This is a genomic window from Clostridium sp. AF12-41 (assembly GCF_003461685.1).
Taxonomy (GTDB): domain Bacteria; phylum Bacillota; class Clostridia; order Lachnospirales; family Lachnospiraceae; genus Otoolea; species Otoolea fessa.
On sequence record NZ_QTXO01000003.1, the window covers coordinates 32,307 to 51,175 of the forward strand.

Below are 18,869 nucleotides of genomic sequence, written 5' to 3' on the forward strand. Positions count from 1 at the left end.
CAGTTATCCGATTCTCCCAAATTTTCCTAAATCATCGAATTCTGTGCGAAACGCACCTCACAAATTACCAGAATAAAAAGATAAATTAGAACGAAACCACCTGCGACCGCAGTTCATTTCGATAAGATATATTGAGTCTAACACATCTATTCTCTAAATGCAAGAACTCTTTTGGAATTTTCACAACGAAAAACGCCCGCCCCAGAAAATAAAATTCATATTCCAAATTTCATTTTCCAGAGCAGGCACTTTCCCACTAACTCATATATAAATTCCTATTTATTTTATCTCAGCCACATTCTCCCAAGGGTATCCCACATCAATGCCGATGCATCGAGAACGACGACATATCATACGCCTTCAGGTTCTCATGTACTTCTCTTGCATCTGCCTCGGCGATGAGTTTGTCTCTCGACTTCTTCGCCTCCAGCTCGGCTTTGTGCTTGCTCGGTCCGCCGACACAGCCGCCGACGCACGCCATACCCTCGATGAAGTCCTCCGGCAGACGTCCCACTTTCAGAAGAAGAAGGGCTTTCTTACACTCAGCCGCACCGTTGCAGCGCGCTACCTTGATATCGGTATTCTCACCAGACTCCTTCAGACATTCTAATACCGCCGCTGTTACGCCGCCGCCGTTGCCGAAGCGTTTTCCAAATACACTGGCTTCCTGCATACTGTTCTCTTCCGGCTCCAGATTTACGTCTTTCGCCCGCATCATCGCACGGATCTCTCCGTAAGTCATCGCATAGTCCGCATTGCCCTGGATATTCAGATCCAGCGTCTCGCTCTTCTTCGCGATACACGGTCCGATAAAGACAGTGACAACCTCCGGATCCTGCGCCTTCAGCATACGGGAGACCGCACACATCGGGGAAACCGTCGTGGACATATTGTCAAGCAGCTGTGGGAAATGCTGTTTGATCATGTTGACAAATGCCGGACAGCAGGAGGTCGTCATCTTCTTGCCCTCTTTGTAAGCTTCCGCCCACTCTTCTGCCTCGGCTGCCGCGGTCATATCGCCGCCCAGACCAACCTCGATCATATCTGCAAATCCAATCTTCTTTAAAGCTGTTTTCCAACTTGCAAACGTGATGTCCGGTCCAAACTGGCCTTCGGTCGCCGGTGCCAGCATCGCTACGACCTTTTTGCCTGCGTTGATCAGGCGGATCACATCGACCATGAAGGTCTTGGAACCGATCGCACCGAACGGGCAGGAATGGATGCAGGCGCCACACTGGATACATTTTTTCTCATCGATCACACATACACCATACTCATCGTAGGTAATCGCATCCACTGGGCAGACCTTCTTACACGGGCGCTCCAGATGGGCAATCGCATTGTATGGGCATGCCTGGGAACACTTTCCGCACTCGCGGCATTTATCCGGGTCGATGTGCGCCTTGGTATTTCCCATGCTGATCGCTCCAAACGGACAGGAGTTCTGGCAGGCTTTACCCATACATTTACGGCAGTTATCGGTGACTGTGTAGGACGCAATCGGGCACTCCTCACAGGCTGCATTGATAACCTGTACGACGTTGTTTGTATTGCGGTCAGACGGACATTTACCTTCTGCCAGACGGATTCTCTGGCGGACAATCTCTCTCTCCTTGTATACACAGCAGCGGTACTGTGCCTGCGGACCAGGGCTGATTTTGTACGGAATATCGTCTCTTCCGTCCTCTAACTGATCATTCCAGGCAAGCTTTGCTACCTCATAAAGTATCTCATGTTTGATGCGCAGAATTGTCGCGTCATTCGTTACCATGTTTTATCCTCCTTATTAATAATACGTTACCGTAACTTTCTTTCCCATACCTTCGACTGCTTCTTTTAGCTGTTTGACCAGGTTCTGGCGGATTCCCAGATCAAACGCCAGCCCTGGATTCTGGTAGGCGCTGTTCGCCGCCGTTCCCACAAACATATGTAATTCCGTGCAGTCTTCTATCAAAATCTTCGCGATCATGGACGCACCATTTTTCTTGTCCAACTCGCTGAAAAACTCAGAACTTAAATCGCATTCGATCAGATAGCGTTTCAGAAGTTCGATCGCTTTCCGCAGCGTCAGGACTCCCTCCGTCACCAGATCGATGCCTTCCATAAAAGCGATCGGCGGAATATCCGGGTCGCTGTAATCCATTGATACCCGCAGCGGTCGTCCCAGCTCCCGCGACAGGATCGTCGCGCTGGTTCCGCCCGATACAATGTGCTTTGCCGACTCATCTTTCATAAAATCCGCCGTGATCGTCTCATCGTCGTTGCGGTCGAGCGGCGGTCCCGTCATCAGGTTGACCGGTTTCCGGTCAATGATCCGAGCTACCACAACCGTCGTATCATCGCCCGGTTTTCCCTCGTAAATCTGGCTGCATTCCGCACAGAGTGCCGCCGCCATACGTGCCGACGAAAGAGAGGTCAGGCATTGTTCCGAAACAAACTCTGCCACCGACTCCCACGGCCAGCCAAATTTATATTTGCCGCTCTTTCCGACTCCCGCGTGCGTCACGCCGTCGCTGACAAGTACCAGCGCATCACCCTTCTGAACCTGGAACCGGCACTCGCTGATCTCCTTGTCCTTGACGAGACGCTTGTATTTCTGCAGCTCCACCACATGACCACAGCGCAAAAAAATGCATCGCGGGTTATCATATTCAACTAAATATACCTCGCCGTTGTTGAAAATCTGGAGAATCGAGAACGTCGCATACGCCACCTGTCTCGTCTGACAGATCGGAAGCGTCTGCACAATCGTCTCCACACATTCCTCCAGCGTGGCTCCATTTAAAAACATCGTACCCAGAATCTTTGCCGTCAGCGTCGAAAGAATATTCGCCTTGACGCCGCTTCCCATGCCATCCGCCAGAATGATAACGTCCGAATCTTCCGTTTTCAGGCACTCTACCGTATCGCCGCACAGGATCTCTGAATACTTATTCAGACTTTTAAACGTGACATCTACGGTTACTCCCATTTATCGGACCTCACTTTCGCTCTCATCGTCAATCAGGGAACAAAGCTTCATCAGGGTTGTCTTCGTCTCCGCCGTCGTCTCACCCAGGAGTCCGGCAATATTCTGTGCAACCATCATCTGTTTGTAAATGACATTCTGTGCCAGATCAATGGTCGCCTTTTTCTTGGCATATTCCTGTTTTGCCTGTTTTTCCTCGCGCGTCACATCAATGATCGTGGCAATGACAAAATTGCCGTCATCGATATACGCAATGTTTTGAAGCGTCACAAGATTCCGATCCGGATAGATCACCTTCCGGCTGTGGACGCTTGTGTGCGTCCGGAATACCTCGCGTACATCCTCGGCGTTGATAAAGTCCTCCAGCGGTTTTCCCTTGATCGCCTCCGGTTTGACGCCGAAATACATTTCTGCCGCCACCGAACACTCCCGGATCCGCATATCATCGTCGATGATCATGATCAGGTTCGGGGACGTATCCATCACCAGATGAGACAGCGACTGCGCCCGGTCATGCAGGTACGGAATACACATATCGACCTCCGCCTTTTTCTGGAAAACGGCGATCGCTTTCTCCCGGCAGGTCGGATAACCGCACGCACCACAGTTTAATTCCTGCTCTGGTGTCGTCTTGCCCGTCTTTTTCAAGATCTCCCGGATCTCTTCCTCGGTCGGAATCCGCTCCTTCTGGGAACGGTCCGCAAACGTCCGGTGAATCTCTACCTGACGCGCCGCCTCATGCATCAGGGACAAATCTGCCGGTTCCTTCGGAAGCATCGCTTCCAGATCCAGCTTAACTTTAAAACTCGACACCGAGGTCGCCGTGGACGGTCCATTGACACAGCCTCCATGACAGGCGTTCATCTCGATGAAACAGCCAGCCACCTCGCCGGTTTTCATCGCCTCACAGACATCCAGACAGTCCTTCACGCCGCTGACGTAGAACTTGCGGTACTTGTCCGGTTTCTTCTGGGTCGCCGTCACCGCCGTGAGCAGTCCGCCGCTGACCGGATAACGCAGGTTCGCGCCCGGTTCACGATCCTCGAACGGTTCTTCCTCACATGCTTCGATCTCGATCTGTTCCTCTGACAGCCACTGTTTTAAATCCTCAAATGTGAGGACTGCATCCGGCTTCACAACCCTGTTTTTCTCTTTTTCCGCGATACACGGTCCGATCACAACTACCTTCGCCGTCTCGCCGAACTCCGCGTGCAGCATGCGCGTATGGATCCCCGACGGAATCAGCACCGGTGCCAGATATTTGATGAGTTCCGGATAATGAATCTCAATCAGGTTCACGATACTCGGACAGGCAGTTGTGATGATATTTTTCATCTCGCCCTGCTCTAATAAACGGACATACTCTTCCGTCGCCAGCGCGGCGCCCTCCGCCGCATCACAAACATTCGTAAATCCCAGCTTTTTTAATGCTGACTTGACCTGCCCCCGCTTTTTATACGGCAGAACCCCCATATAGGAAGACGACAGCGATGCAATGACCGGTGCGCCGCTCTCAATCAGCTTTTTGACCTTGGAAAGTTCGCTCGGAACACGTTTTGCCGACTGCGGGCAGTTCAAAAGGCACTGCCCACAGAGAATACAGCGATTTGGCATGATATATGCATGACCATCCCGGATCATGATTGATTTCACTTCGCAGCCCCGCACACATTTATAACAATGCTTACACATCGTCGCCTTAAAATCAATAATCGGCATAGACTCTCCCTCTCTTTTTGCCGTTATATGTAAACGATTACGCGTTCAGGCGTCCCAGAATCTCCTTCTGGAAAAATTCTTCGGTTGTCTCCGGTTTTACGGAATACAGTTCTCCGTCTATCGTCACACAGACACCTTTACGGCAGTTGCCGCTGCAGAAATCTCCATTTAAATCTACCTCACTGTCCAGATGATTCTCTGAAACCAGCTTCTGCAGCTTCTGGATTACCTCACGGGATCCTTTCAGATGACAGGCACTTCCGATACAAATCGATACTCTCATATAATGACCTCCTCACTATCCGTTATAAAACAGACGCAGCCTTTCACCGGAGATTCCCGGTCAAAAAACTGCCTGTTCACATGCATCTTCCAGGGGAATTTACTAAAAATGCATCTTTCCCCATTCTTCTTCATTATCTCATATTGTGATATTATTATCAATCAAATTTCTTGCTGATTTTGTATTTTTTTTAGACCATAAGCGCCTGATTCCAAAACCTTTTCACTTTCTTTTCATCAGCTTATGACTCTCCCGGTGTTTTTTAGGAAAATAATCTTTTTATCGGCCACCTTGCACTGCTTTTCTATAATATTTCCATCTCCTCCATGTACGCCCGCAGCCTCTCCACATTCCCGTCCGCAAAACAGTAACCATCCATGCCGCAGCCCTTCGCGCTATCGATGTTATCCTGACGGTCATCGATGAAAAAGCATTCTTCCGCTTTGAGATGAAATTTTTCAAACAATCTCTCATAGATCGCCGGATTCGGCTTCGCCAGCTTCTCCTCCGCTGAGACAAGCGTGCCATCAAAATATTCAATGCCCGGAATCTCATACTCGAACACACGCAGGCGCACGGAACAATTCGAGCAGAGGTAGATGCCGCAGCCCTTTTCTTTCAGTTCCTTCACCAGCTCTCCCATCCCCGGCTTTGCCCAGATGTTGTACTCATGCCAGTGTTCCAGACTTTCCTGCGCCAGCCAGCGCAGATGTTCATTTGGCAGGCGTTTCTGCACCCGCTCCAGCGCCTGTGCATCCGTCAGCGTTCCCTCGTCTAAAAGCGACCACTCCTTCGAATCAAACAATTCGCGGCGCATCCACTCCACATCCTCCGGATTATCTGTGTACTCCCAGCACACCTTGACCGGATCATACTCCAGTAAAACCATTCCCATATCAAATACTATATTTCGAATCATACTTCTGCCTTTCTCTCATCCCGCAAATCTGCCGCCATTCCTGCGGCAGATGGAATTTTCAGTCCAAAAAATTCTCACCTGCAAGCAATCATAATCATTTATATTTTAACATAAATTTCTCATTTTTTTATTTCCATTTTCATAAATTAATGGTACAATAATAGAAAATTTTTCAGGAGGTACCGCTTATGAAAATGATTATCGCAATCATTGGCAGTGAGGACGCCGATGATTTAGTATATGAATTAAACCAGCACTCCTTCTTTGTCACCAAGCTTTCCACGATGGGCGGCTTTCTGAAAAAGAAAAGTACAACCCTGATGCTCGGTGTCGAAGATGAACGCGTCGAGGACGCCATCTCCATCATCAAAAAAATGTCCGGTGCCCGCGAGCAGCTTGTATACACGCCGCCGACCATGGCCGGAAACTGCTGCCCGACCGTTAATATGACCGTTCCGATGAACATGAAAGTCGGCGGAGCAACCGTATTTGTAATAAATGTAGAAGAATTTCAGAAATTCTAATTTTTTGATTTATATTACAAATTCGAATTACAAAAGGGGCTTTCGCTTGCGCGTCTGCCCCTTTTTGATTCCTTGTATAGAAAAAGAAAAACTCCCGGAGAAATCATCTCTGGGAGTTCCACGCTGCACTCAGGTTCTGCAGCTAATCATGCAGAAGAAGGGACTTGAACCCTCATGATGTTGCCATCACACGGACCTGAACCGTGCGCGTCTGCCAATTCCGCCACTTCTGCGTAATTTCTAGTGCGGGCAACAGGACTTGAACCTGCACACTCTCGTACCAGAACCTAAATCTGGCGCGTCTGCCAATTCCGCCATGCCCGCTTGCTTGTCTTTCTGACTCACAAGTGAATTCATTATAACATAGGGTAGTTCAAAATGGAAGAGCTTTTTTTATTTTTTTGAATTTTTTTGAAAGTTCTTTTAGAAAAAAATGTGCGGCAAATTCATCCATTCTGAAAGTCCGTGTGTTATTTCGTATAATACTTTTCCTGAAAACATATTCCTAAAGCCGGCTCCTTTGTTTCGTTTTAAACTTTCCAAAAAAAACAAGAAAGCCTAAAAAACAAAGGAAAAATCCTCATTTTCTAAGCTTTCTCTATCATGGAGACAACGGGATTCGAACCCGCGACCTTTGCGTTGCGAACGCAACGCTCTCCCAGCTGAGCTATGTCCCCGTCCAAACTGTTATCATTATAGCACAACTGGAATGAATTGCAAGTAGAGAATAAAAAAAACGGAAACCCTTGTAAATCAAAGGCTTCCGTTCTTTTCTAGCAGAGCTGCTGACGGGAATCGGACCCGTGACCTCCGCACTACCAATGCGACGCACTACCGACTGTGCTACAGCAGCATCTTTTTGTTTTCGGCTCATCTCTAAGCCTCGATTAGTTTATCATGATACAATCGTTTTGTCAACGGTTTTTTTGAATTTTTTTTATTTTTTTAAATTTCCCGTTTTTTTCATCGGATGCCTCCGTTTTCATTCGCAGACATCCGATTCTCATTTCCTATCTTTTCATATTTTTATATGATTCCAACGGGGAGGGGAGTAGCGGAATCGGTTGCCCGATACCTTTCACTTACCCTACATCATTCTCTGACGCACAATCTCATATGCCAGCACACCAGCTGCCACCGATGCGTTCAGGGAGTCGATATCTCCCTTCATCGGGATCGATGCGATGAAATCACATTTTTCCCGCACCAGACGGCTGACACCTTCGCCCTCATTGCCAATCACCAGACCGATCGGTCCTTTTAAGTCGAGGCGGTACATGCTCTCTCCGCCCATATCGGCGCAAACAAACCAGAGTCCTCTCTCTTTCAGCTCCTCGATCGTGGCTGAAATATTGGTTACCTTCGCCACCGGCGTATAATTCAGCGCTCCCGCCGAGGTCTTAGCAACCGTCGATGTCAGTCCCACTGCGCGGCGTTTCGGGATGATCACGCCATGTGCGCCTGCCAGATTGGCAGTACGGATGATCGCACCCAGATTATGCGGATCCTCAATGCCATCCAGAATAAAGAGAAACGGCGGCTCGCCTTTCTCTTCTGCCAGCTTTAGCATATCTTCCACCTCTGCATAGCGGTATGCCGCTGCCTGTGCAATCACGCCCTGATGCTTGCCGGTCTCAGAAAGCTGGTCGAGTCTCTCCTTCGCCACATAGTGGATGATCGTATTCTGCTTTTTTGCCTCTCTCGTGATCGTCTTGACCGGTCCATCCTGGCAGCCATCCAGCACAAACAGCTTATCCACCGTCTTGCCCGAACGGAATGCCTCTAAAACGGCGTTTCTGCCTTCGATCATCGTCTCTTCAAATCTATTTTCCTGCTTATTTTCCTGTTCCATCTATTTTCCTCATCATGATTTATAACGATATTAATTCTCCCATCTGTTCCAGCCCTTTTCCCAGAAGTTCTGCCATCCTGTCAAACTGCTCGGTCAGATAGAGATAACCCATCAGCGCCTCAAATCCGGTCGCCATCCGGTAATCCTTCATCGTCGCGTGCTTCGGCATCGTAAAAGATTTCGCATTGCGTCCGCGTCGGTATGCCGTCTTCTCCGCATCCGTCAGCTCTTCCTCCAGTAGCAAATAAAAACGTGCCTGTGCGTCCGCCTTGACCAGGTTCGCCGTCTTCTTGTGCATCTTGTTGACCTGCATATTGCCGCGGTTCATGACAAGGGTGCGGATCGCCAGCTCATAGACCGCATCGCCGATATACGCCAGCGCCAGCGGGGAATACTCTCCCGCCTCAACATGTTTTAAATGCAGCGCTTCCTTAAACGCATTTAAGCCCGTTTCCATTTGACGCCCTCTCTCGTATCTTCCAGAATAATTCCCATATCGAGAAGCTGTCCACGGATCTCATCTGCCAGTGCGAAATTCTTGTCTTTTCTCGCCTGCTGGCGTTTTGCGATCAAGTCTTCTACTTCGCTGTCCAGAATCTCTTCCTTCTTCTCCGTGATAATACCGAGCACATCGCAGAGTTTATCCATCGTCTCTTTGACATAGGAAACGTATGCCTTCGTCGATGCTTCCGAAATTGTGGAGTTGCTCAGGCGTACAATCTCAAAAATAGCTGAAATCGCATCTGCGGTGTTGAAATCATCGTCCATCGCCGTCTCGAACTTCTGAACCAACTCCTCGACTGCTGCCTGATTCTGCTTCTCCTCTGCCGTCATCTCGCCCTCTTTCGCTGCTTTCAGGCAGTCTGCCTGATGCTCTGCCGCAGTGCGGATGCGCTCTAAGCTGTTTTTCGAAGCTTCCATCAAATCCGCGCTGAAATTGAGCGGGCTGCGATACTGGGCGCTCAGCATGAAGAGACGCAGAACCTGCAAATCGTATTTCTCACTGATCTCACGCACGGTAAAGAAGTTTCCAAGAGATTTGGACATCTTGCGGTTATCAATATTTAAGAATGCGTTGTGCATCCAGTAGTTGGCAAAGGTCTTGCCGTTCGCGCACTCGCTCTGCGCGATCTCATTTTCATGGTGCGGGAAGATCAGATCCTCTCCGCCTGCATGGATATCGATGGACTCGCCAAGGTATTTCTTGGACATCTCGGAGCACTCGATATGCCAGCCTGGACGGCCCTGGCACCACGGAGACTCCCAGAACGGCTCTCCTTCTTTTTTCGGTTTCCAGAGAACGAAATCGGTCGGATCTTCCTTGCCTTCCTCGCCGGTTACCTTGATCTCACGGAAGCCGGACTGCAGATCGTCCAGATTTTTATGGGACAGTTTTCCGTACTCTTTAAAGGATTTGGTGCGGAAATAAACCGTGCCGTCAGCTGCCACATACGCATGTCCTTTTTCGATCAGCGTATTGATCATCTCGATCATACCGCCGATCTCCTGAGTCGCCTGCGGATTCTTCGTCGCCGGTTTGACGTTCATCATCTCCATATCTTTTTTGCACTCTGCGATATAGCGCTTGGAGATCGTCTCCGCATCCACGCCCTCCTCGATGGCTTTCCTGATGATCTTGTCATCCACATCAGTAAAGTTAGATACATAGTTTACTTCGTATCCTTTGTACTCAAAATACCGGCGGACCGTATCAAATACGATCATCGGTCTTGCATTTCCAATATGAATAAAATTGTAAACGGTCGGTCCGCACACATACATCTTAACCTTGCCCGGTTCGATCGGCACAAACTCCTCTTTTCTGCGGGACAATGTGTTGAAAATTTTCATAACCTCATTACTCCTCTTCTATTTTAAATCTGCTTCCGGTGCTGCCTGACAGCTGCCACAGCCGCCGCATCCAGCGCAAGCCGCTGCCTGCGTCATCATTTCACTATCATAACAGTAATTCTCCACTTCCGTCAACAGGGTAATCGCCTGTGAGGAAATGCCCTCGCCGCTGCCTGTAAAACCAAGGCCTTCCTCGGTCGTCGCCTTGACACTCACACGGCTGACCGGAAGCCCCAGCGCATCTGCAATATTTTCTGCCATCTGTGGGCGGTATGCAGCCAGCTTCGGGCGCTGCGCAATGATCGTGGCATCGATATTTTCAATCACATAGCCGCGTTCCTGCAGAAGTTTCCCTACCTTTTTCAGAAGCTCGATGCTCGACGCACCCTCATATGCCGGATCCGTGTCCGGAAAATGCTGTCCGATGTCGCCCAGTGCCGCCGCCCCTAAGAGCGCATCCATCACCGCATGCACCAGCACATCCGCATCCGAATGTCCTAACAGCCCCTTCTCATACGGGATCGTCACGCCGCCTAAAATCAGTTCCCGATCTGGAACAAGTTTATGCACATCATATCCCTGTCCTATTCTCATCGTATTCCAGTTCCTTTCTTGGTCATTTTGTAACTGTCCGGACTGCCCGCAGTTACTTTATTTAATAAATTATTTTATACTTTTGAAAAATATACACTTATCCAACAATTTTTAATTTACGCTCAATACAGCGGACTTCCAGATTGCTCTGGTACTGACAGCTCTCGCCGTCCACGTGAACTGCCATCGGGCGTTCCGTGTAGATCTGGACCTCCCGGCAGCTGAAGCACCGAAGCCCCCGGTTGTGGGAGCGCCGGAACAACGCCCGGAGCAGGATTCCAAGCACCTGCCGCTTCGAGGCATGGCTGACAATGCAGACCTCCAGGTTGCCGTCGCTGCTGTCCGCCTTCGGCGCAAACCAGAATCCGCCGCCCTCGCAGGGTTGAATCTGTGCACTGATAAAATAAATATAATTAAATTCCACCCGGCGCGTTCCATCGAGCAAAATATATCCCCGGATCGGTTTCGCCTTCAAATACTGTATAAATCCCAGTATCCGGTACGACAATCGCCGCAGATGAATCCGGTTGCAGATATTTTTGATCGCCGAATGCTGCATATGCTGGCATACCTCCGCATCCAGCCCGATCCCCGCGCTGACGATAAAACGCCGATGTCGGAGCACATCATCGCCATATGCAATCACACCATAATCGATCTGCCGGATCCGCCGCGCCTTAAAAATCCGGCGCAGTCCGCGCATCGGTCTTCTCGAAAGCCGGAGCCCGCGCGCCAGATCACTGCCTGTCCCCACCGGAATATAGCCCAGCGTCACCATGTCGCAGGAAACGATTCCGTCCACGACCTCATTCATCGTCCCGTCACCGCCCACGACCACAATCACCCGTGCCTCCTTGCAGTGGGACGTCAGCTTCCTTGCATACTCTGTCGCCTGCCCCGCATATTCTGTCAAATATGCCTGATACTCAACCCCGTCCCGCACAAGCCGCTGCTCTATTTTCTTCCATATCTTATAGCCGCGGTCACTCTGTGAAGCGGGATTAATAATGAAATAATACATTACTCCATCCTCATATTTTGCCATAACGTCCCCTGCTTTCCGAAAATACAGAAACTCCCCTGCTGGGCCGTTATATTTTATCTTTTACCCTGCCAGAATACCTGTCACAGGATACAGCGCCATTACAATTTTGCATGAGATAAGTATACCATACTTCCTTTTAAATGATAAGAAAATTTCTATAAATTATTTTCTCAAAAGTGTTGACAATCTTGAAAATTTATATTATACTTGCAAAGCAGTCGTGATTTGTGCGAGTGTCAGCGGGATCTTAGCTCAGCTGGGAGAGCATCTGCCTTACAAGCAGAGGGTCACAGGTTCGAGCCCTGTAGGTCCCACTTTTCTAAATTTAATATGGCGAGATAGCTCAGTTGGCTAGAGCACGCGGTTCATACCCGCGGTGTCGAGGGTTCGAATCCCCCTCTCGCTATTTTATCTGGGATCTTAGCTCAGCTAGGAGAGCATCTGCCTTACAAGCAGAGGGTCACAGGTTCGAGCCCTGTAGGTCCCACTTTTCTAAATTTAATATGGCGAGATAGCTCAGTTGGCTAGAGCACGCGGTTCATACCCGCGGTGTCGAGGGTTCGAATCCCCCTCTCGCTATTGATGAAGCAGCTTGCAGTTGAGCAAGCTGTTTTTATTTTACTTAAAGTCCCTGTCCATCCATAAAATTTTTGTTTAACAAATTTCACATTCCATAACCTTTTTCTTAATATTTATAACAATCCCTATTTAGCCTTGAAGTTGGCGGGTGAGTGTGCTATAATCAGACGAACTTGGAGAGATGTTAAAATAATGTTAATTTATTTATGATAAAAAGAAAATCGAGGTTGATTGATATGAAACATTTTCTGAAGGAACTCCTGAAGAAATACGGGCATATATGGATTCTGGGATACGGATTTATCTATCTTCCGTGGTTTATGCATCTGGAAAAAACCGTGACCTCCAATTACCATATCATGCACTCATCGCTGGATGATATGATTCCGTTTAATGAATACTTCGTCATCCCATATTTACTGTGGTTCGCCTATGTGACCGCTGCGATTGCATACCTGTTCTTCAAGAACAAAGAAGAATATTACCGGTTATGTGCATTTTTATTTACCGGCATGACGCTGTCACTCTTAATCTGCACCCTGTTCCCGAATGGAACTGACCTGCGGACCGCCGTAGACCCGGACAAGAACCTCTGTTCCCGTCTTGTCTATATGCTCCACCAGGCTGACACGAACACGAATGTATTTCCAAGCATCCACGTGTACAATTCCATCGGAACCCACATCGCGGTCATGAAGAGTGAATCTCTGAAAAAGCACAAAGTAATCCGGATTCTTTCCGGTATCCTGATGGTCGCTATCTGCATGGCAACTGTCTCGCTGAAGCAGCACTCGGTTCTGGACGTCGCAGGCGCGATTCTTTTAAGCGCAGCTATCTATCCGTTAGTATATGCGGGAAGCACGCAGGAAGAGACAGAGAACGAACCGGAATATATTCGCTAAAGGATTTCTCAAGACAAGTAAACATAAGCTGGCGCCAAAGTATGACAGGTGCCAGCTTTTTATCTGCGATAAATCCCCCCTGCCGCAGCCGTTACGAAAACTAGGTTTCTAACATTCATCACGTGGTAATCCCTTATCGAATCATATCTAATGATTGACATAGAATCAGAAAATCCGACCATCTGGAAACACTCGACTTTCCAGACGATCGGATCTTTTAATTTCACTTTTATGATAGATTTGATTTCGTTTTCTAATCCATATTATTTCAATTTTTATAATGGATTTCTAGTTAAACCCATAAAACTTCTGCGAAATCTTATAGCAGGCGATCGACACCTTCCGTCCGCCTTTTCCCGGCAGGTTTACGCCCTGTCCGAGGAAGCCCCAACGCAGGCGCATATATAACGTGAAGTTCTGCTGTTTCAGATATTGCCACAGTTCTTTTTTCTTCTTCAGATTTTCCTCTGTCTCCGAGCGGATCGCCAGAATTGAAGTAACTGTCATCATGATCTCCAGATAGCGGACCATGTAGTGGCGCAGCTTTGGATTCTTGATCTTGGTCACATCGTAATATCCCAGCATCAGCTTCGTGACGAGTATCTGCTGATCAATACGGCTGATCATGACTTTTTCATTGACCGACTGATCGTCGCGTCCGATGAAATAGCGGTAAAAATTCACATCCAGGTAGTACATGGATTTTACGTGTGGAAGCGGCTGATATACAAAAATATTATCCACGTAGAACGTATGCTTTGGCAGTTCCAAGCCGCAGTTCCGAAGCATTTCCACACGGTAAATGACCGAATGCATCAGGATATACTGTCCCAGGCGGAAGCCTCTTGCACCGTTCCAGTCGATGAGCTGGCGTTTTGGGAGCGCCATGTTGTAGTTCATGACCTTTTTGTGTTTTGCGCCCTGTTTTTCATAAACGAAGTTGGTAATCAGCATATCCAGCGTCACATTGTCATGGACAAATTTGCGCAGCGTATCCAGAACCTCCATATATGCCTCTTCGTTGACCCAGTCATCGCTGTCCACGACCTTATAATAGACGCCCGTCGCATTGCGCAGTCCCGCATTGACGGCCTCGCCGTGACCACCGTTTTCCTGATGAATCGCCCGGCAAATTCCCGGATAGTTTCTCTCATACTCATCGGCAATCTCCGCCGTATTATCTTTTGTGGAACCGTCATCCACGATCAGGATCTCCACCTCATCGCCGCCCGGCAGCAGGGATTCGATGCAGTTACGCATATATGCCGCCGAATTGTAACACGGAATCGCTACCGACAACAGTTTCATTGGTTTATTTTCTCTCAAAACTCCAGTTCCTCCATCTCTTTGTTGACCCGATCCTCACAGGAACGCATGGCGAGAATCGTCTGTTCCATCAGTTTGTCTAATTCCCAGCCAAGCTGCTCTGCCCCGCGGCGGATCACATCTCTGGAACATCCAGCCGCAAATTTCTTGTCCTTAAATTTCTTCTTAAGACTTGAAAGCTCCATGTCCTTTGTGCTCTTGGACGGGCGCATCTTCGCCGCCGCCCAGATAAGCCCTGTCAGCTCATCGGCTGCAAACAACACCTTTTCCATCTCATGTTCCGGAGCCACATCCACCCGTATGCCATAGCCGTGGCTGACAACCGCATGGACTAAATCTTCCTCTGCGCCTCCGTTGCGCAGAAGCTCCGGTGCCCGCTCGCAGTGTTCTTCCGGATAAAGTTCAAAATCAATGTCATGCAGCAGTCCTGCCATGCCCCAGAATGCTTTTTCGTCCCCGTATCCCAGCTGCTCAGCATACCACTCCATGACGCCCTCCACGGTCAGTCCATGTAAAATATGAAATGGTTCTTTATTATACTTGCGAAGGAGCGCAAGCCCCTGTTCCCTGCTCAGTGATGTCTGTTTCATCCTCCGTGCCTCTCTTTCTCTTTCCACGTTTCCGTGTCCAGATCCTTGTTTGAGTCCTGATTGGAAATATTTTTCTGTGCAAAAAATACATTCTTTTCAAGATTCTCAGTAATTCACACTATCTATAGTTATAACAAAATTAACCAGCAAAATAAAGCAGATTTTTGTAAACGTATTGTGAACAAGTCGTTGCTGTTCACGCATACGTGCCCAGTAATAACAACTCAAACTCCCCACGTCTTCCACATTGACTGAAATTCTCTTTCAAAATAAGTTACGCATCGTCTTAAACACCACCCATAATCAATCTTCTCCACTGTTTCTGCCGCATAGATCGGATAAGCAGCCACCTGCTCGTCATTAATATAATAGGATGCCTGCCCGACCTCCTGTCCTTCATGAACCGGTGCTTCCAGCTCGGTCGGGTACTCATAACGGATGTCTGGCTTCTCGTCCGCGCGCAGAAGCATCAGAAACGTCTGTTTTTCCGATGGCAGATTCAGTGTGAGCGCCGTCGTTCCTTTCACGCCCCGCCTCACCTCCACCTCCGGAAATGTTTTCTCCCGGTCAAATATATCATACCAGTTATATGTATCAAATGCATACTGATCGAGTTTCCGCATATCCGCCCATTTGTACGTCTTGTGCGGCGGCCACCCGCAGCCGAGAAGCGCCACCGTAAATGCTTTTCCTTCTTTTTTTAACGCCGCTACATAACAGTACCCGGCTTTCCCGGTAAATCCTGTCTTGCCCGACAGCACCTCCGCGCACTGGCTTAAAAGCGCGTTGTGGTTTGCCAGGTAAAATGAACGTTTTCCCGACTCATCCTGAATCGTCCGTGATGCCGTACGGGTAATTTCCAGAAATGTTTCGTGGCACGGCGACTGGAACGCGCAGTAGCGCATGATCCGCGCCATATCCGCCGCCGAAGCGCTGTGTTCGTTTCCATCCGCATCCGCAACGTCCAGACCGTTCGGTGTCACGAAACAAACATTCTTACATCCTATCTCCCGCGCTTTCCGGTTCATTTTCTCCGCAAATTCTTCCACGCTTCCCCCGATGTGCTCCGCCACCGCCACGGCGCTGTCGTTGTGGGATTCCAGCATCAGGGAATAGAGTAGATCCGATAGGCGGTACCGCTCCCCCGCCCGCATATTGAGCTGGACATCCGGCATGGAGGCCGCTTTCTCTGATACCCCGACCCAGTCATCGGGATTTCCCTGTTCCAATGCGAGAATGCAGGTCAGAATCTTCGTCGTGCTTGCCATCGGATAAGCGGTATCCGCATCTTTCCCCGCCAGAATACGCCCACTGTCCGCGTCCATGAGAACCCAGGCGCGGGCGTGAAGGGGCTGTTGTAGAGAAGTCTCTTTCTCTCCCAGAATCTCTTTATTTTCTATGTTTTCACGAACAAAAACCGCCCCGCCGGCCGGAACCAACTGAATCATCGCCAGTATACTTCCTGCCAGCAGAACGGCTATCCATTTTCTGATTCTATCTCCCATCCGGCTGCTCCGGAATCCCTTTTCAGGAGATTATATGAGAATAAACCTGTTTTCTATAACTTTTTCTTTTTATTTTTCCAGCGGCTCATTCAGCTTCTCCGTTCCCGGCAGCGCAAACTGTCCGCCCGCGATGATCTTTACACTCGTTCCATCTGGATGAATCGCCTCGATCGTATCCAGCTCGGAGTACGGGATTGTAATGTCCGTATGGCAGCCAAAATATGCCTCCTGCGGGTTTTCTTTGCGTTTTGCTGAAATCTCATTCTCACGCGCCACCATCTCGCGTCCATCCGGGTTGAAGACCGGGCAGTCCTCCATCCAGCTGTAGCAGGTATCGCCTACCGCAAAGTGCGGTCCCATCTTCTCGGCAATCAGAATCGGGAATTTGTCGAGAATGCCGTAGCGCAGCGCTACCTCATACGCAGTTGTGTTGGTGCCAATCGCAAACTCGCCCATCGGCAGCGTCTCATGGTTTTTGAGGATCATCTGTTTCACTAACGCCTTATTTTCCTCTTCCGTCTCAAAGTTTTTGCAGGTATAGGAGACAGCGATACCATTTTCAAACCGGATTTCCAGATCTTTGAACTGAAATTCCCCGATATAGACGCTGCCGACATGCAGAAGCCCGTTTGTCCCAGCAAGCTGCGGGGAGGTAAAGACTTCTCCAACCGGAATATTTACATCCGCTACGCAGTTTTCGAAATTCGACTGTTTCGTCGGCTCAGCAAGCGTGTGAAGCTGTACGGTCAGATCGGTGCGGTTGCCGCCGCGTCCGCTGATGTGGACTTGCGATGCCTGATCCAGTTCGTTGATCATGATCTGCTGGATGTCGCGGTACAGCTCATAGTCCAGCGTATTGATGCGGATCGTCTCCTTAAAAATCGCCTCAAACTCCGCTCCGATCTCCGGAAGCGGGAATGCAATGATTGTGAAGCTCGTCTCCGTTCCCGGAATATACGCGTCCACAATCTGCATCGCCTCATTGCTGTAGGATAACAGCAGTTTCTCCTGTTTTTCACTTAAAGAAAAGGCTGCTGCTGCATTGACCGGCTCAAATCCGGCCTCGCCGAAGGTTTCCACCACTGCCGGACCGGCATATACCGACGCCAGATCCTTGTATGTCTCATATGCCACCTTCAAAATAGACAGTTTCCGCTCACGAAAGGCCTTGTCCAGGTAAACCGCATTGTCGTAGCGGTGATCATACTCGTACTGGCGGTTCGCCGGTGTGCCATAGTAACCGTTCGTGCGCGCCGCCATCCGGTTCACCGTGCCGATGGAGGCGCGGGCAATGATCGGCTCCAGACCGAGTTCGCGGAAATTTTCCACTGCCATCCGGATCATGCGCTCAAATCCGATGTGATAACGGATCTGCACCGTTTTCTTGCCCTCATAGCTGCGTCCGGTCGCCGCAAATCCCTTGCGGTAGCCTTCTGTGTAGGTATCTGCCATCCGGCGTACCGTCTCCTCCGGCAGCTCATTCATAAAACGCGCCGTCGCAAGCTCTGTCTCCGAGATATATTCGCCAAACCGGTACAGATAACGCAGATCGCTCAAATCACTGTCCATGATGATCGATTTTCCGAAATCCAGCGACGGATCCAGCGTCTCACGCACCCGCCACGGAAGCATCCGGTCACAGTAATCGCTGACAAAATAATAAAGCGGCTCGCGAAGCTCCGCCACCTCCGGAGTACCGCCCTCAAACAGGTTGTAAACCTCAATAAACAGTTCCTCCAACACCGTCACATCCACCAGACGGCTCTCATAGGCGTAAACGATCGCGCTGCGGATCTCCGTATAGAGAAATGACAGCCACGGACCATAGTCCTCTCCCAGCTCTTTTGCCGCATAGTCCGGGTTCGCAAAGCTCTTTCCATACGCCCCAGGAAGTATATCCGCATAAAGCGTCCGGTTAAATTCTGCCGCCTCTTTCTGGCTCATCGCCGCCAGCGTCCCATCCATCTGTTTCTGGAAGGTTTCTTCTATCAGCTCGATAAACTGGACGGTGCGCTCAAAAAATGCCCGGTATGGCTCACCAACCGTCGCTTCTTCTTTCATATGGCCGATGCGCTCCATCGCGAGCTCATGGCGCTCCGCAACCGCCTCATTTTCTTCTTTCAAAAGTTCCCAATATTTCATGTTCAGATATTTCCCTCCTTCTGCCATCGCCAAATTTCACTTTCAAACCACGCCCGCCGCAAAGGCTCTT

The 18,869-nt window shown here is 49.4% G+C and carries 16 protein-coding genes and 8 tRNA genes; 6 read left to right on the forward strand and 18 right to left on the reverse strand.

Going from position 1 to position 18,869, the window contains the following annotated elements:
* Positions 1 to 319: 319 nt before the first annotated feature.
* The 5 genes from DWV73_RS06025 to DWV73_RS06045 form a co-directional block, all read right to left on the reverse strand.
* A complete protein-coding gene (locus DWV73_RS06025) occupies positions 320 to 1,771 on the reverse strand; it encodes a 4Fe-4S dicluster domain-containing protein (protein ID WP_107000472.1) in 1,452 nt (483 codons plus the stop codon).
* A 15-nt stretch (positions 1,772 to 1,786) separates the two neighbouring features.
* Positions 1,787 to 2,971, reverse strand: a complete 1,185-nt coding sequence (locus tag DWV73_RS06030; RefSeq protein ID WP_107000473.1) for a SpoIIE family protein phosphatase — start codon at positions 2,969 to 2,971, stop codon at positions 1,787 to 1,789.
* Complete coding sequence (locus DWV73_RS06035; RefSeq protein WP_107000474.1) at positions 2,972 to 4,687, reverse strand: [Fe-Fe] hydrogenase large subunit C-terminal domain-containing protein; 1,716 nt, start codon at positions 4,685 to 4,687, stop codon at positions 2,972 to 2,974.
* Between the two features lie 37 nt (positions 4,688 to 4,724).
* The gene (locus DWV73_RS06040) at positions 4,725 to 4,970 is read right to left on the reverse strand and encodes an NAD(P)H-dependent oxidoreductase subunit E (protein WP_107000475.1); all 246 of its coding nucleotides are present in this window, start codon (positions 4,968 to 4,970) and stop codon (positions 4,725 to 4,727) included.
* Positions 4,971 to 5,274: 304 nt separating this feature from the next.
* On the reverse strand, positions 5,275 to 5,889 hold the full coding sequence (locus tag DWV73_RS06045) for an HAD family phosphatase (RefSeq protein ID WP_117796157.1): 615 nt from the start codon (positions 5,887 to 5,889) through the stop codon (positions 5,275 to 5,277).
* A 188-nt stretch (positions 5,890 to 6,077) separates the two neighbouring features.
* On the opposite strand from DWV73_RS06045, the gene DWV73_RS06050 reads away from it, so the two are divergent.
* Positions 6,078 to 6,413, forward strand: a complete 336-nt coding sequence (locus tag DWV73_RS06050) for a cyclic-di-AMP receptor (RefSeq protein WP_022358984.1) — start codon at positions 6,078 to 6,080, stop codon at positions 6,411 to 6,413.
* Between the two features lie 149 nt (positions 6,414 to 6,562).
* On the opposite strand, the gene DWV73_RS06055 is transcribed toward DWV73_RS06050, so the two are convergent.
* From DWV73_RS06055 to DWV73_RS06095, 9 genes are all read right to left on the reverse strand, one after another.
* Positions 6,563 to 6,646: transfer RNA gene (locus DWV73_RS06055), tRNA-Leu, on the reverse strand.
* 11 nt (positions 6,647 to 6,657) lie between these two features.
* Positions 6,658 to 6,737, reverse strand: a tRNA-Leu gene (locus DWV73_RS06060).
* A 280-nt stretch (positions 6,738 to 7,017) separates the two neighbouring features.
* Positions 7,018 to 7,090, reverse strand: a tRNA-Ala gene (locus DWV73_RS06065).
* Between the two features lie 103 nt (positions 7,091 to 7,193).
* A tRNA-Thr gene (locus tag DWV73_RS06070) sits at positions 7,194 to 7,266 on the reverse strand.
* Positions 7,267 to 7,500: 234 nt separating this feature from the next.
* Positions 7,501 to 8,265 carry a 23S rRNA (guanosine(2251)-2'-O)-methyltransferase RlmB gene (gene rlmB / locus DWV73_RS06075; protein ID WP_022358985.1) on the reverse strand — a complete coding sequence of 255 codons (765 nt, stop codon included), beginning with the start codon at positions 8,263 to 8,265 and terminating at the stop codon, positions 7,501 to 7,503.
* 19 nt (positions 8,266 to 8,284) lie between these two features.
* The gene (locus DWV73_RS06080) at positions 8,285 to 8,722 is read right to left on the reverse strand and encodes a ribonuclease III domain-containing protein (protein ID WP_117796158.1); all 438 of its coding nucleotides are present in this window, start codon (positions 8,720 to 8,722) and stop codon (positions 8,285 to 8,287) included.
* Entirely contained in the window at positions 8,707 to 10,116 is a 1,410-nt protein-coding gene (gene cysS / locus DWV73_RS06085; protein ID WP_107000478.1) for a cysteine--tRNA ligase, read from the reverse strand. Before cysS ends, DWV73_RS06080 begins: the two co-directional genes overlap by 16 nt.
* A gap of 18 nt (positions 10,117 to 10,134) precedes the next feature.
* Positions 10,135 to 10,710, reverse strand: coding sequence for a 2-C-methyl-D-erythritol 2,4-cyclodiphosphate synthase (gene ispF, locus DWV73_RS06090; RefSeq protein WP_117796159.1), 576 nt, complete (start codon positions 10,708 to 10,710; stop codon positions 10,135 to 10,137).
* A 97-nt stretch (positions 10,711 to 10,807) separates the two neighbouring features.
* A complete protein-coding gene (locus tag DWV73_RS06095) occupies positions 10,808 to 11,755 on the reverse strand; it encodes a YegS/Rv2252/BmrU family lipid kinase (protein ID WP_242995758.1) in 948 nt (315 codons plus the stop codon).
* Between the two features lie 241 nt (positions 11,756 to 11,996).
* Between DWV73_RS06095 and DWV73_RS06100 the strand changes: the two genes are divergently transcribed.
* The 5 genes from DWV73_RS06100 (at position 11,997) to DWV73_RS06120 (ending at position 13,236) form a co-directional block, all read left to right on the forward strand.
* Positions 11,997 to 12,069, forward strand: a tRNA-Val gene (locus DWV73_RS06100).
* Between the two features lie 18 nt (positions 12,070 to 12,087).
* Positions 12,088 to 12,161: transfer RNA gene (locus DWV73_RS06105), tRNA-Met, on the forward strand.
* A gap of 8 nt (positions 12,162 to 12,169) precedes the next feature.
* Positions 12,170 to 12,242 (forward strand) — tRNA-Val (locus DWV73_RS06110).
* A gap of 18 nt (positions 12,243 to 12,260) precedes the next feature.
* Positions 12,261 to 12,334, forward strand: a tRNA-Met gene (locus DWV73_RS06115).
* Positions 12,335 to 12,570: 236 nt separating this feature from the next.
* A complete protein-coding gene (locus DWV73_RS06120) occupies positions 12,571 to 13,236 on the forward strand; it encodes a phosphatase PAP2 family protein (RefSeq protein ID WP_117796303.1) in 666 nt (221 codons plus the stop codon).
* 288 nt (positions 13,237 to 13,524) lie between these two features.
* Here DWV73_RS06120 and DWV73_RS06125 read toward each other — a convergent pair whose 3' ends face one another.
* From DWV73_RS06125 to DWV73_RS06140, 4 genes are all read right to left on the reverse strand, one after another.
* On the reverse strand, positions 13,525 to 14,544 hold the full coding sequence (locus DWV73_RS06125; protein ID WP_107000480.1) for a glycosyltransferase family 2 protein: 1,020 nt from the start codon (positions 14,542 to 14,544) through the stop codon (positions 13,525 to 13,527).
* Between the two features lie 14 nt (positions 14,545 to 14,558).
* Positions 14,559 to 15,152 (reverse strand): hydrolase, encoded by a 594-nt coding sequence (locus tag DWV73_RS06130; protein ID WP_117796160.1) that lies wholly within the window; start codon positions 15,150 to 15,152, stop codon positions 14,559 to 14,561.
* A 224-nt stretch (positions 15,153 to 15,376) separates the two neighbouring features.
* Complete coding sequence (locus DWV73_RS06135) at positions 15,377 to 16,657, reverse strand: D-alanyl-D-alanine carboxypeptidase family protein (RefSeq protein WP_117796161.1); 1,281 nt, start codon at positions 16,655 to 16,657, stop codon at positions 15,377 to 15,379.
* 69 nt (positions 16,658 to 16,726) lie between these two features.
* Positions 16,727 to 18,799, reverse strand: coding sequence for an aminopeptidase (locus DWV73_RS06140; RefSeq protein ID WP_117796162.1), 2,073 nt, complete (start codon positions 18,797 to 18,799; stop codon positions 16,727 to 16,729).
* Positions 18,800 to 18,869 lie beyond the last annotated feature (70 nt).